This window comes from Synechococcus sp. CCY9202, assembly GCF_034931685.1.
Taxonomy (GTDB): Bacteria; Cyanobacteriota; Cyanobacteriia; order PCC-6307; family Cyanobiaceae; genus CBW1002.
Window position 1 is genome coordinate 35,387 of sequence record NZ_JAYGID010000030.1, and the last position, 14,401, is coordinate 49,787.

General features: G+C 54.7%; 17 protein-coding genes. 12 read left to right on the plus strand and 5 right to left on the minus strand.

All coding sequences use genetic code 11. From position 1 onward, the window contains the following. Positions 1-30 precede the first annotated feature (30 nt). The 11 genes from VB777_RS04205 to VB777_RS04255 all read left to right on the plus strand — a co-directional run bounded on the left by VB777_RS04205 (position 31) and on the right by VB777_RS04255 (position 9,283). A complete protein-coding gene (locus tag VB777_RS04205; RefSeq protein ID WP_323247310.1) occupies positions 31-288 on the plus strand; it encodes a phycobilisome linker polypeptide in 258 nt (85 codons plus the stop codon). 416 nt (positions 289-704) lie between these two features. Then, complete coding sequence (locus VB777_RS04210) at positions 705-1,223, plus strand: phycocyanin subunit beta (RefSeq protein WP_323247312.1); 519 nt, start codon at positions 705-707, stop codon at positions 1,221-1,223. 38 nt (positions 1,224-1,261) lie between these two features. After that, a complete protein-coding gene (cpcA, locus tag VB777_RS04215) occupies positions 1,262-1,750 on the plus strand; it encodes a phycocyanin subunit alpha (RefSeq protein ID WP_213203214.1) in 489 nt (162 codons plus the stop codon). A 613-nt stretch (positions 1,751-2,363) separates the two neighbouring features. Next, the gene (locus VB777_RS04220) at positions 2,364-3,011 is read left to right on the plus strand and encodes a phycobilisome polypeptide (protein ID WP_323247314.1); all 648 of its coding nucleotides are present in this window, start codon (positions 2,364-2,366) and stop codon (positions 3,009-3,011) included. Between the two features lie 203 nt (positions 3,012-3,214). Continuing rightward, the gene (locus VB777_RS04225) at positions 3,215-3,850 is read left to right on the plus strand and encodes a pentapeptide repeat-containing protein (RefSeq protein ID WP_323247441.1); all 636 of its coding nucleotides are present in this window, start codon (positions 3,215-3,217) and stop codon (positions 3,848-3,850) included. 176 nt (positions 3,851-4,026) lie between these two features. Further along, positions 4,027-4,908, plus strand: coding sequence for a phycobilisome linker polypeptide (locus VB777_RS04230; RefSeq protein ID WP_323247316.1), 882 nt, complete (start codon positions 4,027-4,029; stop codon positions 4,906-4,908). A 143-nt stretch (positions 4,909-5,051) separates the two neighbouring features. Further along, complete coding sequence (locus tag VB777_RS04235) at positions 5,052-6,674, plus strand: phycobilisome rod-core linker polypeptide (protein ID WP_323247318.1); 1,623 nt, start codon at positions 5,052-5,054, stop codon at positions 6,672-6,674. A 65-nt stretch (positions 6,675-6,739) separates the two neighbouring features. Next, on the plus strand, positions 6,740-7,480 hold the full coding sequence (locus tag VB777_RS04240) for a phycobilisome rod-core linker polypeptide (protein ID WP_323247321.1): 741 nt from the start codon (positions 6,740-6,742) through the stop codon (positions 7,478-7,480). Positions 7,481-7,791: 311 nt separating this feature from the next. Next, positions 7,792-8,325 carry a phycobiliprotein lyase gene (locus tag VB777_RS04245; RefSeq protein WP_323247323.1) on the plus strand — a complete coding sequence of 178 codons (534 nt, stop codon included), beginning with the start codon at positions 7,792-7,794 and terminating at the stop codon, positions 8,323-8,325. A gap of 19 nt (positions 8,326-8,344) precedes the next feature. Further along, positions 8,345-8,944, plus strand: a complete 600-nt coding sequence (locus VB777_RS04250) for a chromophore lyase CpcT/CpeT (protein ID WP_323247325.1) — start codon at positions 8,345-8,347, stop codon at positions 8,942-8,944. A 27-nt stretch (positions 8,945-8,971) separates the two neighbouring features. Next, positions 8,972-9,283, plus strand: coding sequence for a CpeR family transcriptional regulator (locus tag VB777_RS04255; RefSeq protein WP_323247443.1), 312 nt, complete (start codon positions 8,972-8,974; stop codon positions 9,281-9,283). Here the strand turns inward: VB777_RS04255 and VB777_RS04260 are convergent. After that, positions 9,273-10,577, minus strand: coding sequence for a HEAT repeat domain-containing protein (locus VB777_RS04260; RefSeq protein ID WP_323247327.1), 1,305 nt, complete (start codon positions 10,575-10,577; stop codon positions 9,273-9,275). The genes VB777_RS04255 and VB777_RS04260 overlap by 11 nt on opposite strands. A 419-nt stretch (positions 10,578-10,996) precedes the next feature. Further along, the gene (locus VB777_RS04265) at positions 10,997-11,422 is read right to left on the minus strand and encodes a DUF2656 family protein (protein ID WP_323247329.1); all 426 of its coding nucleotides are present in this window, start codon (positions 11,420-11,422) and stop codon (positions 10,997-10,999) included. Between the two features lie 79 nt (positions 11,423-11,501). Between VB777_RS04265 and VB777_RS04270 the strand changes: the two genes are divergently transcribed. Next, complete coding sequence (locus VB777_RS04270) at positions 11,502-12,395, plus strand: HEAT repeat domain-containing protein (RefSeq protein WP_323247331.1); 894 nt, start codon at positions 11,502-11,504, stop codon at positions 12,393-12,395. A 19-nt stretch (positions 12,396-12,414) separates the two neighbouring features. Here VB777_RS04270 and VB777_RS04275 read toward each other — a convergent pair whose 3' ends face one another. The 3 genes from VB777_RS04275 to cpeB form a co-directional block, all read right to left on the minus strand. Then, positions 12,415-13,035, minus strand: a complete 621-nt coding sequence (locus VB777_RS04275) for a HEAT repeat domain-containing protein (RefSeq protein ID WP_323247333.1) — start codon at positions 13,033-13,035, stop codon at positions 12,415-12,417. Between the two features lie 128 nt (positions 13,036-13,163). After that, complete coding sequence (cpeA, locus tag VB777_RS04280) at positions 13,164-13,658, minus strand: class 1 C-phycoerythrin subunit alpha (RefSeq protein ID WP_254927675.1); 495 nt, start codon at positions 13,656-13,658, stop codon at positions 13,164-13,166. Between the two features lie 60 nt (positions 13,659-13,718). Beyond that, positions 13,719-14,279 (minus strand): class 1 C-phycoerythrin subunit beta, encoded by a 561-nt coding sequence (gene cpeB, locus VB777_RS04285; RefSeq protein WP_213203226.1) that lies wholly within the window; start codon positions 14,277-14,279, stop codon positions 13,719-13,721. Positions 14,280-14,401: the final 122 nt, after the last annotated feature.

Sequence of the window (14,401 nt, forward strand, 5' to 3'; positions counted from 1 at the left end):
CCTTCTTTCCCCGTTACCCCCGTAGCTCCGATGAAGGTTTCTGCAGGCAACCGCGGCACCAGCTTCAGCAATGACCGTCAGGTGACATTCGCCGTGACTGTCATCGCCAACAACGACTACGCCCGCACGGCGGATGTGGTCATAAACGTGCCTTACACCCGGATGAACGAAACCATGCGCATGGTGCAGCGCATGGGTGGCAAGATCACCGGCGTTCACGTCAGCGGTGGCATCGACACCAATGCCCCCAAGGCTGCGGCTCCGGCCAAGGCTGGCCAGAAGAAGTAAGCGGGACAAGGCCCCGATCGTGGCCTCGCCCCCCTCTTGCAGGGGGCTTTTTCATGGCTGCGCGCTGGACAGGAGGGATCGGGGACAGGCGGGGAAGGGTGCGTGCTACCTCTCGCGCTGTTCTGTGGGGCACACAAGGCTCCCAAGACACCCGCTTCGGGCTGTTTCGCAACCAGCTTTCATCCTGTAGAGGCCTTGCAGCGCAGGCGATCTGAGCCTGCCAATGACTGTTTGTTAAGCGCTGCTGATAGGGGCCATAGGTAGGGCCAACAATATGTGGGCCAAGCGGTGAGGCGGTCTTCGGCCTGCTCGCTCGATTTGGTGCCTTGATCCCCTGGTAGCTGCCGCTGCCGGCAGGGCTCACATTCCCCTCTTCACCCTTCTCTGACCCAGTCGAGAACAGGAGCCTCCCCCCAATGTTTGACGCCTTCACAAAGGTGGTCGCCCAGGCTGATGCCCGTGGCGAATTCATCAACGCCGGTCAGCTCGACGCCCTAGGCGCCATGGTGGCCGAGAGCAACAAGCGTATGGATGCCGTGAACCGCATCACCTCGAACGCGTCTAGCATCGTCACCAACGCTGCCCGCAGTCTCTTCGAGGCCCAACCTGCCCTGACAGCCCCGGGTGGCAACGCCTACACCAGCCGCCGCATGGCTGCTTGCCTGCGCGACATGGAGATCATCCTCCGCTACGTCACGTACGCCGTGTTCACCGGCGACTCCTCCGTGCTGGAAGACCGCTGCCTCAACGGCCTGCGCGAGACCTACCTGGCCCTCGGCGTGCCCGGCGCTTCCGTCGCAGAAGGCGTCCGTAAGATGAAAGAATCCGCCATCTCGATCGCAAATGATCGCAACGGCATTACCGCCGGCGACTGCTCTGCACTGATGAGCGAGATCGGCACCTACTTCGATCGTGCCGCTGCGGCAGTAGCCTAAATTTTAAGCACAAAGTAATTTTTTAGTCAGGTACTCCCATGAAGACCCCTCTCACCGAAGCTGTTTCAGCAGCTGATTCCCAAGGCCGCTTTCTGAGCAACACTGAGATCAACTCGGCATTCGGTCGATACAACCGTGCAAAGAGCGCCCTCGCAGCAGCAAAGGGATTAACAGCGAATGCGGACAGTCTTGTCAATGGTGCTGCACAAGCCGTTTACAGCAAGTTCCCTTACACCACCCAGATGCAGGGTGCCAACTACGCTGCTGATGCCCGTGGCAAAGCAAAATGCAGCCGTGATATCGGCTACTACCTGAGAATGGTTACGTATTGCCTCGTAGCTGGTGGCACTGGGCCGATGGATGAGTATCTGATTGCTGGCATTGATGAAATCAACCGTGCCTTTGAGCTGTCTCCTTCGTGGTACGTAGAAGCTCTCAATTATATTAAAGCCAATCATGGACTTTCTGGTGAGCCAGCCACTGAAGCCAATAACTACCTGGACTATGCAATCAACGCCCTAGTTTGATTGCATATAACGGATTTTTACATTCTCGGGCTCCCCATGTGGGAGCCCTTTCTTTTGAAGGCTAGGGCTTGAAGCTGCAGTTTATAAAACAATAATGCAGCTAGCAAGTGCAGCTCAGGCAAGAATGCATGCCATCTGCTATAGCATTTGCGCACTACTATTTGAGGGCATAGATTATTCTGTTGGACCATTCGATATCATTCTGATAAGCAAAGAAGCCTCCGCATTTGTCTTTACCTCATCTTTTCATGAACATGACGTTCCAGCAGCCCGAGCAGATCATACACTTAATAAAGCAAGCAGGAGAAGGAGCGGAGATTATATACAACTCAGGAGCTATGCGTCTTCGCATTGGCCTCAGGAGTGACGACATATCACTTTGGAGATCTCATTTCTTGACTGATCCCAGTGAAGCTAATCTTCTCGTTGCATGCGAGGATGGCGATGGCGAGTTAAAGCAGACGCGCCTCACCTGGGTCGTAGGTTCTTCTATTCGGACAACTTTTGTGTCTGGAAAGAAAGAAGCCAAGGCGCTTTTGGAAGCAATCGGTGTAGTAGCCCAGCTAGCCAGCCTAGCTTGCGATCGCTGCTATGGATTAGGCGAATCGACTGTATGGGCATTCTACTTGGACCGCAACAAGACATTGTCCGCAACTCCACTCGGCTCATGTTCATAACAACAGAAACCGAATATAGAACGAAGATTAAACTTCTTGTCAGGCAGGCTAATGTATGCGGACTTGGCTCAAGAGAGACGATACCCGTTGAAGTTCGAACGATTATCAGGACTGCTGATTCAGCAAGGCGTCCACTGAGCCTAAACGAGATAGAATATATCTGTGCGATTTGCAAAGGTTCAGAGAAAGCTGTTATCGAATTAATCGAGAAGTCGCCTAAGATGATTGCTGAAGCGAGCGCGTCGCTACTACACAAGCAACCAGGATTGATAGCGCAAGGGGGAGAGCTTTTTCCTGAGCACAGAGCAGCGGCCTGCTGGAGAGACTGCGAGCAATTTATCAGAGTAGTGACTTATGGGGTGGCGTCTAATTGCACGGTAATTACCGACAAGGCAGGTATGAAATCATTATTGGAACTCTATATGGTATTGGGAGTTCCCGTAAAAGCGCTTTTACACGTCTTGACAGAATTAAAGAATCTCTCAGTCAATAGACTTAGAAGATCAGGCTATGAGCGTGAAAGTACCTGCGCTCAAGGTGCGTTTGATGACTTGATATGCGCGCTAAACCCAAAGAGTGAATGACTACTCGAGAACTACCATCAGGCATTAAGGTTGTAGCAGGACATTCGGCCAACCCGATTTGTCCTCTAGAATGCAAGAGGTATAAGAAATTCTTAAGACAACCAGAAAGAACTCTTCCTATGCATCCTGAAGCCCAACTCAAAATCACTTTGTTACCAGAGAATCCACAGCAATGGCATCCCCCAGAGACCTGCGAACCTGAAATGGTCAATCAAGTGCCGCTTGATGCCCGCGGAGCCCGTTGGTCACATCGAGTACTAACCCCTCTAGACCTAAGAGAATCTAAACTATGCCGAGCTGATCTAAGGGGCGCTGATCTTTCTGGCTGCCAGCTTGATGGCTGCAATCTCAAGTTAGCTCGTTATGATATGAACAGCAAGTTTCCCGAGGGATTTAATCAATTCAGATCTGGAGCTGTCGGACCCAAGGCTTATCTGAATGGGGCATTTTTTAATGGTGCCGACTTAAGGAGTATGGACTTAACTGAAAGTAGTTTCATGGGGGCCTATCTCAGTGGCTGCGACCTTAGTGGCTCTGTGCTAGTTGGTGCATGCTTGGTGGGGGCTGATCTTCGCTTTGCAAAGCTACAGGGGTGCAGCTGTAAAGGAGCACGCTTTACGGGTAGCCAGCTGAATCAGGCCGATTTACGCGCGGCTGATTTCAGTAACACATCCATAGAGACTGCAGAGAGCATTCAGGGGGCTGATTTTAGTTGGGCCTCCGGGATCAATTCTGAGCAACTGACAAACCTTTTATCACGGCCACACACCGAGCTTGATTGCTGGAACCCATTCACTCGTACGACAACTCGGGCCTCTCTGGAGTCGCTTCGGTGCTGAGGGAAAGCGACACGAAAACTGCGAAGCGCTGAACTGCCAACTAGGGCGTCCAAGGGACAAAAGGGCACCCACATCACTGGAGGGTGCAGTCAGTCAGAGGGAGTTGAGTTTTATAAAGCAACCAGCAAGCTTGTCCGATGAGTCTTGGATAATGATATCGCTTCGCCCACGCACCCATGCCATTCGGCCCCGCCTCGATTCTCGGTGTTGAACGCTTCGCTCAAGACTGCGAGGCACCCCTGGAGTTGGCGCCTGGTGATGATGACGCCACCAAGGAAGCTCTGATCCGTGCTGTATACAAGCAGGTCCTCGGAAATGCTTATGTCATGGACAGCGAGCGTCAGCTGGTTGCCGAATCACAATTCAAATTAGGCGAGATCAGCGTGCGTGAATTCGTGCGCACCATTGCAAAAAGTGAACTCTATCGCACACGTTTTTTTGATGCGTGCGCTCGATACCGCTATATAGAACTGGCGTTTCGCCATTTGCTTGGGCGTGCGCCCGCTAGCTTTGAGGAAATGCGCCGCCACGCAGAGCGACTTGATGCAAGCGGCTATGAATCAGACATCGACAGTTTTCTCGACTCTGATGAATACCAGAACACCTTTGGTGAATGGACAGTCCCGTACCAGCGGGGCTGGAGGACTGAATCCTGCGCCACTCTCCAGGAGTTCACATGGTCGTTCCAGCTACTGCGGGGAAACAGCAGCAGCAGCCTGAAGGGAAACCTCGCTGGGATCCAGAGTCGGCTGGGCGGTGCAGCCTACCAAAACCGCCCGCTCCCGGTGGTGGCACCATCATCGATCGATTCACAGGGATGGAGTTTCCGCCCATCACCAAACCTCGGCGATGCCGCTACTCGCAGTGGCGTTGGCGCAGGGGAAGAAGGAAAGGTCTATCGGGTTGAAGTCACAGCATATCGTGCAAATAATGTGCGGCGTGTCTCCCGATACACGAAGTCCAATCGTGTCTATTTTGTTCCCTACAACAAGCTATCAGAGCAGTATCAGCGCATTCATCGTGAGGGAGGGAAAATAGCTAGTATTACCCCTGTTTGACAAGTTCCGAGTGCGGGCAGAGGTCAGCTCTCCTTTTCATGAATGTCCACAGACTTCTGTGCATCCGCGCCAGCACTATGACAGCTTTAAAAGGCTTTTAAATGCCAGGACGACCACACCAAGTCCCTCATTCCTCCCTAGCCATGTCAATGAATCAATCTCCGGCACTAGGATTTGGTGCCACACAATTACTAGACGCACCTGCCAGCTTTTCGCGACGGCCGAACCATCAGCCTACAGAAGCAGCAACGAGCAACGACCGATTCAGAAATCAGCAAGAACTAAACGATCCTGGGGCGTTTACAGCCAACGATAACGCCACCTATCAGCTTGCAGTGATTGCTGCCTATCGCCAAGTATTCGGCAATGTTCAGCCGATGGAGAGTGAGCGTCTGCTGAGTGCCGAATCGCAACTCCGCAATGGAGATATCAGCGTTCGTGGATTCGTGCGCCGCCTTGCGCTATCAAGTTTTTATCGCTCTCGCTATTTTGATGCAGTGTCTCCGCATCGTGCTGTTGAACTGAACTTCAAGCATCTACTTGGTCGCCCGCCGCAGGACGAAGCCGAGATCAGTGCCCATGTAGCAACGGTTGCCACCTCTGGATTTGAAGGTGAGATTAACAGCTACCTTGATTCCGACGAGTATTTGCAGACATTTGGTGAGGACACTGTTCCTTATCCCACCAGTTGGAATTCTCCTCTGGGTCAGCCACAGTCTGCCTTCAACCGGATGGCGGCTCTCGAGCAGAACTTCGCAGGAAGCGATACCGCTGTGGGGAATAAGAGTCAGCTATTGGGTAACCTTGCAAGAGGCTACAGCCTCTCAATCAAGGTTCCTGCTCAAGTCTACAGGTCTGGAAACGCAGGCAGCGTGAATCGATCAATGGCGGGAGGTACCCGTGGGATGTTTGAGCCCGTCAGGCGTATCAATGCCGATGGGGGTGACTCCGCTCCGATGCGCGGCGATCTTTACGTTGGCTTCGGTCTTGGCCAACGAGATCAGGAGGTGTTTGAGCGCAGCGGTGGTGAGACCGCTGATCAAATTGCCGGGCTGATACGTGCAGCCTATCGCCAAGTGATGGGCAACCCCCATCTGATGGAAAGCGAGCGGAGCCTCACAGCAGAGAGCCAGTTCGCGGAGGGCCGGCTCAACACGCGTGAGTTTGTACGTGCAGTCGCCCTTTCTCCTGATTACCGGCGCCGCTTCTTTGAGAGCAACGCCCCCTATCGCTTTGTAGAGCTCAACTTCAAACATCTTCTGGGTCGAGCTCCACTCACTCAAGCAGAGGTAAGCGAGCACATCCAACGGCTCGCTAACGATGGCTACGAAGCCGAAATCAACAGCTATATTGATAGCGATGAATACCAGAATCTGTTTGGCGAGAACACCATCCCGTTTGCTCGTATCAGCTCAGAACAAGGTCGCTCCCAACTAGCATTCAACCGTCATCTTTCGCTGGCAGGGGGCTATGCATCGAGCGACACAGTCCAATCTGCATCGAATCTGGTGATGTCGGTGGCCACCAATACGGTGCCCAGCAATTGGTCCAACACGACGCAAAGGATCAACCGCATCGGTGCCAACGCTGGCACCACCGAGCCAACCGGCAAGCGCTATCGGATTGTCGTTCAGGCCCAGCCTGCGGGAGGCCGGCAGCGCACGCCGAATGCGACCTATCTCGTCTCAGGGAAAGACATGACCAGCCAGCTCGGTTATGTCCATCGCCGAGGTGGTCGGATCCTCTCGATCACTGAAGTGCTTTGATCGCTACAAGGCGATCACAACTTCGCTCACTCCAGTTCACAACCACATTCAATCTGTCTCCTCCCATGCCTGCAGCTACAATCGCCATAGCAGACGCAAGTCTCTGTCAAGAGTCTGCACAAGCCATTATCCGTGCGGCCTACCGCCAGGTATTCGGCAATGCCCATCTGATGGAGGAAGATCGCAGCGCTACTGCAGAAAGCCTTTACATCAACGGCGATCTCAACGTCCAGGGGCTGGTGACCGCCCTTGCCCTATCAGATAGCTACCGCCGTCTTTTCCTGGAGAAGAATGGGCCCTATCGCTTCGTGGAGCTCAACTTCAAGCACCTCCTAGGTCGCGCACCCCGCAATCAAGCTGAGGTTAGCGAGCATGTGCAGCGACTTGCCAACGAAGGTTATGAAGCTGAAATCAACAGCTACACCTTCAGCGTGGAATACATCAATGCCTTTGGCCTAGATGATGTACCCCACATGCGCGGCAGCCAAAGCCAAATCGGTGAAAGCAACGCCACTTACATCCGTTCGAAGGCCCTTGACAACGGCTTTGCCGGATTTGACGGAAGCCATCAGTCCGTGCTTCTGAGCAGCATTGGCACCGACACTGCACTCTTTGCTGGCAGCAAGGTCCCAGGACCTGGAAATCGAGACAGCAAGCGTTACGCCATCACCTGGACCACTGCGAACCCAGTGGGCTTGCGTCGCCGTTCCGTGCAGACATCGGTCGCTCCCTACAGTTCCCTGACGACAACGATTCAAGGCATCCAGAAACGAGGCGGACGCATCCTTTCTGTTGCAAATACTTAACAACCATGGGCCTGGAGTCAATCCAGGCCCCCTTTCCCAGTAGCGTCAGTGGGCGACTGGATAGTCGGGAATGATTGTTTTCCCAAAGTTCAATCGCCATCGAATTCTGCTCAGGACAAGTCAAATGCCTCTATCGCCGCGCCAATACAATCAGAAAAAGGGCTCATGTGAAAAGCATGCAGGCCATTCAGGGAGTGGCGTTTCCATTGCAAAGGCCCTAATGGTCGAGTCCATGGTTTACATGGTGCACAACTCTCAAGCTCTGCAAAAAGGCGAACGTTGAATCTGATGCTTCGAGATCGAGGTAAAGAATGAATCTCGAAACATTTGTCTTGCAGAGCGAAGGGAACTGGCGCTGTATGAGAAGCGGCCACTCGCTTGCATTTCGGCAGTTCGAGGAAGTACTGAGCAGTATCACGATCAAGCAGCTTTCACTTGATGATCCCAAGGTAACTGATCTGATAGCAACCGCTGACGAGCCAAAGGGTAAGCCTTGTTCACCTTTTTTTATGGAGTGGAGTGCGGAGAGTGACTGGGAGCCTGATGATCCATCGCTCGTCAGTCAGGGATCATGTGTGTTGGTGCCATTTCCTACAAATGCAGAAGAAGGACTTCTGCTTCGCAGTGTAGGGTATGCAGAACCTGAGCAAGCTATCGGTAAATATTGCTTTCTTTCCGATGGCACGTTCACACTCACAACGCGCTACGGGCAATCCATTGCAGAGGAGAGAATCTGGTTCGTATCAGAACATGTACGCTGTCGTTCCTCGGTGCTAAGAACCTCGGCAGGCTCTGGTGTTCTACAGACTTCGTTTTCGTCAGAAGTCCGCCGACTTAGTCTCTAAAGTAAGAGCTGTTCTAGTCGTGGATTCCTCTCTACTCTTTGCCAAGACTCTTTGCGGCCATTATAGCAACCTTGATCAGGCCCAGCTAGATCCTTCAAAGTTCGCGCGCATTAATATCTTCTTTATGCCCCTCCCCTGGGAGGTGCTCCGTGCACCGGGCATTTATTCTGAACAGAGCTACGACCATGATCCGTGGCGCCCATACCGACAAGGAGTTCATCGCCTGAGCCGATGTGATGATATTCACATCGTTCAGAATTTTGGGCTTGAGCAGCCGGAACGGACCGCCGGAGCTGGTCTGCATCCTGAACTTCTCCAAACGATCGATGCCAATGCCCTCATCGAGCGATGCGGCTGCGCCATGCATTTTCGATGCGTTGATCCTGGATCCTACCTTGGTGAACTTGAGCCGGGTCAAAAGTGTTTGATTCCCCGCGATGGGAAACTCACCTATCTCGTCAGCGAAGTGCAGCTCAATCAGGAGCGTTGGAGCAGTCGAGATCGTGGCTTTGACCCCCTCACTGACGCCCCGATCTGGGGTTCAGAGCATGGGATGCTACATTTTTCAAGAATTCAATCCTTTGCAGACCAGTTAGACGATAGCTGGCTGCAAACATAACAGGATGAGCCGCGAAGATACGCTATGATGCGCACAAATGATGCTCATAAGTTGCTGAAGGCGTGGATCCGATCGCAGCATTTAATCTGCCTAGGCACAGACTTCATCTTTGAAACTGTTGATCAATCGCACGTGGAACGATTCGAGCAGTGCATGCTGGATTGTGGTGGGCACGTGAGGGAAGTGCGCGCCGTGGGAAATTGGCCAATGGGCCCCAACCGATCATTCAAAGTGTTGAGGGCTGTGGCTTCTATACCAAGACCTGGCGGAGAAGAACTTGTCCAGTACTGGGCCAGCCGTGGAGGCAGGAGCACCCGTTTTTCGGAAATTAACCGCTGATGGGTCGCAACAACTGGAGACGAGCCTGCACGTAAGGATGGGTTTCTTTGCTATTGATCACTTCATGGTCTTCGCCAGAATCGATCAATTCTTGAGCCATTGCTGCCGCATAGCGGCATTCCCACCAGGGTGTGCGTTCGACATCTTGCCAGCGGCTGAGATGCCGCTTACACAGCAGGGGATCTAATGAGGCCAGAGCCAATAGTGCTGCAGCTTTTGATTTGACGAATTGCGGCCTTTGGTTGTCAACCGCCTCGACGAGCCACTCTGTAATCATCGCCATGGCTTCCATGGGCCATCGTTTATGGGAACCAAAAAGTCGAATAAAAAAGTAATGCGCACCATAATCATTATGCGCATCCTCGAGCCAGCCTCGCCGCAACAGCGGCCAGAGAGCCTCAGTTGGTCCTTGCCGCAGTGTCTGAAGTGCCAGATAGCAACGGCTGAAGTCAGTTCCAAAAAACTCCTGAATCAGGAATGCATTGTCAGGCTCATCGTCATAGCGATGCACCAACACCAAAGCGCTTGGATCATCACGCATCAGAGCATCAAGTGCATCCGTCAATACCATCCCCTCGCATTCCATTGCGCCCTCCGGCCAGAGAGCCTTGAAAGCACGCATCCGAAATACGGGGGAAACCGGTGCCTGGAGGACACTCGCGAGAAGATTAATAGCACCAGCATTGATCACATCCTGGATAGCAGACTGGCGATCCATCTGATTCGGCAGAGTGAGATGGTCTTCAAGGGCCAGTAGCTGATCACGCTGATCTGATAGCAAGGCAATGGCACAGAGAGCTGCCCCGCGCACACCAGGATTGGAATCGTTCTGGAGGCTTTGAATCGCTGCCAAGGCAGAGCGAACCTTCAATCCAGCCAGGCTCTGGATCAAAACCCGACGATTCTGGGCAGGATCAGCCAGGCAATCGATCATCACCTGATGCAACATTGAATCCATACAACCCAATTCCTGAAGAGCCCAGGCACTATTTTCAACGAGGTAAGGATCGTCACTCTTGAGGCAACAACCGATAGCCGATATTGCTTGTTGTGCATTCAGACGACCAAGCACCTCGACCGCCTTACGCTGGGCTAAACGGATGGGCTGCTCTACGGAATCAACAGCAAGAAGTTGCAGGAGGGCTTTCTCGGTGGAGTCTCCAGGAAAATTGATCAGGTGAGAGGCCGCCATGTAGTAATCGCTGGCCGATTCAAGTGCCTCAAGGGGCTGTTCTAAAATCCGAAGAGCCTCCTGCTGGGTGAGGCCAAGATGAATGTTGTCGAAACGGCTCACGGATGGCGCTGCAGGGGTGGCTCTAGATTCACACCTAGCACCATTGCAGGCCAGGAGGCCCAAGCAAGCCGTTCGTTAAGAACTTTCCACATATTGGCGGTCTGCTTGTTGTTGGTGCACCATGGGCCAGCGTTGTTCCTGCCAACATGGGGCCTTTTCTGACCAACTCCTTTGTGATCAAATTGAGCCTTGGCAAGGGTGCAAGACTGAATTCACCACAACAGTTGTGCGTTCCTTACGAACTACTCAGCCGCACACTGGATCTCATCAATCACCAAGGAGCAGGGGTGCAGGATGTTTCCGTGCAGGGGGCCACAAGCACTCAAACCCCTCCAGCCCAGACCCCCCCTGCAGCGGTGTCAACGGAGAAACAGCCTCGGGTTGCTGGAAGGAGGCAGCGTCGGTCGCGCGGCTCCTAATCATCCTTGCATCGCGAAAACGCCATCGGCAGGACGACCCTGCTTCATAGCCTCCCAGCCGATAGCGCGCAAAAAGGTTGGGCCGTCCATCGTTTCCACCACATCCACACCCCAGGCCCCCAGCGTCAGGGGAGAACCAGCTGAGCTTGGACTGTCCTTGCGCCCGCCAAGGGCCAGCAACTGATGCCCATCGGTATGGCCGCAGGCCCGCCGAAACCCCCGCCATGCCTGGATCAAGTCAAGGGCCAGATCCGTAGGTGCCAGCTCCGATTCGATGCGAACGAGCCAATGGGGATGATCCAACGGCTCTGCCGAAACAATCGCTGAAGCGTGCGCCTTCAACCCTGCTGCAAGGTCCACCGCGTTGAAGGGTGGTACGCCCGGCTCTTGTACCTGGAGGTTATGGGACAGAACGAAGCAGGTCATGCCGGATGCCGTGTGTTACAACGACCCTAGGCGGCCGCCAATGCAACTTGATAATGCTTCCACCCGCTAGCCAGCAGCCGTGAATGACAGCCAATGCTCGCCGATCAGCGGGCAACCCCTCCAACTGAGCGAAGAGGAAGCCAGCCAACTGGCGGAGGAGCTCAAGCACCAGCTCCGGTGTGGACAGGTGCCTGGTGCCAACAGCAGCAGCATCGAAAGAATGGTGGCGGGCCTGGGCGACCGGCGTGGTCTGATGCGACTCACCTTCGCTGAAAGCCTCGGGGTCGTTGGCCAAGCAGCCGTGCCAGCCCTTTGCAAGGCCCTTGAAGGCCACGACAACGTCACGGTGCGGCGTGCCGCCGCCAAGACCCTCACCCTGATCGAAGATCCACAGGCTTTGCCAGTCCTGCTGAAGGCCCTCCTGCATGACCCTGACCCAGTGGTTCAGGGGTCTGCCGTGGGAGCGATGGCTGCACTGGGCGCGGAAGCCGTTGATGCACTCCTGGGTGTCCTGATCAACCCCAAGAGCAGTTCTATGCAGCTGGGCTTGGCCAGTTGGGGGCTTGCTTTTGTTGGCGCGCGGGCCCCTGAAGCATTGCGCGAGGCCGCAGGCTCCGAGCATGCGGAGATCAGAGCTGCTGCAATTGCTGCACTAGGCGATCAAATCCAAGCTCAGGGGGATGAAGCCGCAAGAGATCTCCTGATTCGTGCACTAAGCGATCAGCATGTCGATGTGCGGGCCGAGGCAACCACCTTGCTCGGCAAGCTGCATGATTCTTGTTGGGCAACACCACACCTCATCCCGCTCCTCAATGACGAAGCGGGCCAGGTGCGCAAGAACGCAGCTCTTTCACTGATGAAGCTTCAAGCAAGCGACGCGTTACCAGCCCTGCGCGAGCACCTCCAGTGCGAGCACGAACCAGATGTGACGGCCGTGTTACGAGTTTCCATCAGCCAGCTCGAAAGGATCTGATCTTGATCCTCAAGCCAAGTCAGCTACCGTATTGACGGGCGTTTAGATCCTCGATCCTGATCAGGGCCGAGCTCACAGTCTCCCGCACGTAATCATCAGTTGCCGGGTCATCAAGCAGCTGCTGTAAGACTGGCTCAATATCAGGATGATCGATCTGTGCCAACGCATTGACCGCTGCAACTCCTTGAGCTGGATTGTTACCGCGACTCACCTGCAGCAAGAGAGGCACCGCTTGGCGACCCACCTGACCTAACGCCATGACGGCTGCGACCGCAACCACAGGTGAGCGATCATCAAGGGCTTCACGCAAAACCGCCATGGCCTGCTCAGTAAACGCTTGACCTACGTAGTTGGAAGCCAACTGGGCATAGGCTTTAATGCAACTTGCCCTCACCGTGTCATCGCTACTAGTGCTGAAGCACTCTGCAATCGGCTGCATCGAGCGCGCACCGAAGGCCCCAAGCCCCCGAACAGAAGCTCGACGCAGAGACACATCCGGCTGATCCAGGAGCGCGATCAAACGCGGGATTGCTTCGTCTGGCCAATGTTCGACCATGGCCGTGAAGGCGCGCGTTTGAATGTAGGGGTTGGGATGGGCAAGATCTGCAAACAGTTGATCGAGATCGGGGGGGTGTGGCATCGAAGCAGTCGCTGTTTTGAGGCTGGGAAGGGGAACCTAGGCCGCCACGACCCGCCGATGGAAAGCCTGAAACAAGACATGAAAAAGGGGGCCTTTCGGCCCCCGGATGGCAGCATCAAGAATGAGGCTCAGGAGAGCGCATTGATGGCGTAGTCCAGGTAGGACTTGAACTCGTTCAGAGCCTGAGGGCTCATGTCACGAGGGGAGCATGCGCGGTCGCGGGTGAAGGTCAGCGCTTCCACGTAGGCAGCCGTCGGCAGACGCAGGGTGCGATAGACCTCGCGGGCGCCTGCGATGCCCCACTCGTCCAGGGGGCCGGTTCCGCCGACCACGAGGCAGTAGTTGATCAGGCGCAGGTAATGCGCGATATCGCGGTAGCACTTGTCCACCTTGGTCTGATTCTCACCAGCCTCGCCGGCTTGCTTGAGGTAAGGATACTTGCTGAAGCAAGCATCACCTGCTTCTTTGGTCACTTTGTCCAGGCCTTCGGCAAGCTTTTCCGCAGCTTCCAGGCGTGCAGCAGCACGCTGGATATTGCCCTGAACGGCCTCAAGGTCATTCTGAGAGGGGAAGCGACCGGCAGCATCAGCGGCGGTCACCACAGTGGTTGCAACAGATTTCATCGTGGGTCTCAACAGAAAAGGGTGGAGTTGTTAAAGATCAGGATTGATCCCTTAATTTGTTCAGCTCAGCGCGCCGATCACGCGATCAAAGTAGGAGGCTGCTTCAGCAACCAAGGCGGAGCAATCACCCTTCACGGTTTCCATCTTGCGGAAACGGGTCTCAACAGGATTGGTGCCGCTGGTGTTGGTCTCGTTGATATGAGCCGTAGAAGAAGCCTTCATGATGGCCACAGCGCGACCAGCCGATTGCAGGGGCACGCCGAGGGCGATGTAGGTTTCCTTCAGGCCGTTCAGGCAGCGGTCATCCAGCACGGAGGCATCGCCGGCCAGCAGGGCATAGCTGATGTAGCGCAGCACAATCTCGCCATCACGCAGGCAGGCAGCCATGCGGCGGTTCGGGTAGCAGTTGCCGCCAGCCTGGATCAGGCCGGTGTTTTCGCAGATCATGCCGGTCACAGCATCGGACACGATGCAGGAGGCATTGCTGGTGATGGCGTTTACCGCGTCGAGACGCTTGTTGCCTTCAGCCACATAGTTACGGAGAGCGGCCAACTCACCGCCACCGATCGGAGCAGTTTTGGCGTCAGCGCTGACGACAGCGCGAGAAAAGGCGTCGAGCATGGGGGTCGGGACAGGGGGAGGATGCTTGGTCGAGTATCGGCTGAAGCCAATGGCGCGAACCACCAGGGACTGATGATTTCCGCTCTCTTCACCTGAGCACCCAGGAAAACTACGGCCATCCC

Excerpts from the sequence above, each read along its gene's own strand:
- VB777_RS04230 (WP_323247316.1), top strand. The coding sequence starts at position 4,027 with ATGCCATTCGGCCCCGCCTCGATTCTCGGTGTTGAACGCTTCGCTCAA.
- VB777_RS04265 (WP_323247329.1), bottom strand. The coding sequence starts at position 11,422 with ATGACCTGCTTCGTTCTGTCCCATAACCTCCAGGTACAAGAGCCGGGC.
- VB777_RS04210 (WP_323247312.1), top strand. The coding sequence starts at position 705 with ATGTTTGACGCCTTCACAAAGGTGGTCGCCCAGGCTGATGCCCGTGGC.
- cpeB (WP_213203226.1), bottom strand. The coding sequence starts at position 14,279 with ATGCTCGACGCCTTTTCTCGCGCTGTCGTCAGCGCTGACGCCAAAACT.
- VB777_RS04220 (WP_323247314.1), top strand. The coding sequence starts at position 2,364 with ATGGGCATTCTACTTGGACCGCAACAAGACATTGTCCGCAACTCCACT.
- VB777_RS04225 (WP_323247441.1), top strand. The coding sequence starts at position 3,215 with ATGGTCAATCAAGTGCCGCTTGATGCCCGCGGAGCCCGTTGGTCACAT.
- VB777_RS04245 (WP_323247323.1), top strand. The coding sequence starts at position 7,792 with ATGAATCTCGAAACATTTGTCTTGCAGAGCGAAGGGAACTGGCGCTGT.
- cpcA (WP_213203214.1), top strand. The coding sequence starts at position 1,262 with ATGAAGACCCCTCTCACCGAAGCTGTTTCAGCAGCTGATTCCCAAGGC.
- VB777_RS04240 (WP_323247321.1), top strand. The coding sequence starts at position 6,740 with ATGCCTGCAGCTACAATCGCCATAGCAGACGCAAGTCTCTGTCAAGAG.
- cpeA (WP_254927675.1), bottom strand. The coding sequence starts at position 13,658 with ATGAAATCTGTTGCAACCACTGTGGTGACCGCCGCTGATGCTGCCGGT.
- VB777_RS04205 (WP_323247310.1), top strand. The coding sequence starts at position 31 with ATGAAGGTTTCTGCAGGCAACCGCGGCACCAGCTTCAGCAATGACCGT.
- VB777_RS04235 (WP_323247318.1), top strand. The coding sequence starts at position 5,052 with ATGTCAATGAATCAATCTCCGGCACTAGGATTTGGTGCCACACAATTA.
- VB777_RS04275 (WP_323247333.1), bottom strand. The coding sequence starts at position 13,035 with ATGCCACACCCCCCCGATCTCGATCAACTGTTTGCAGATCTTGCCCAT.
- VB777_RS04255 (WP_323247443.1), top strand. The coding sequence starts at position 8,972 with ATGCGCACAAATGATGCTCATAAGTTGCTGAAGGCGTGGATCCGATCG.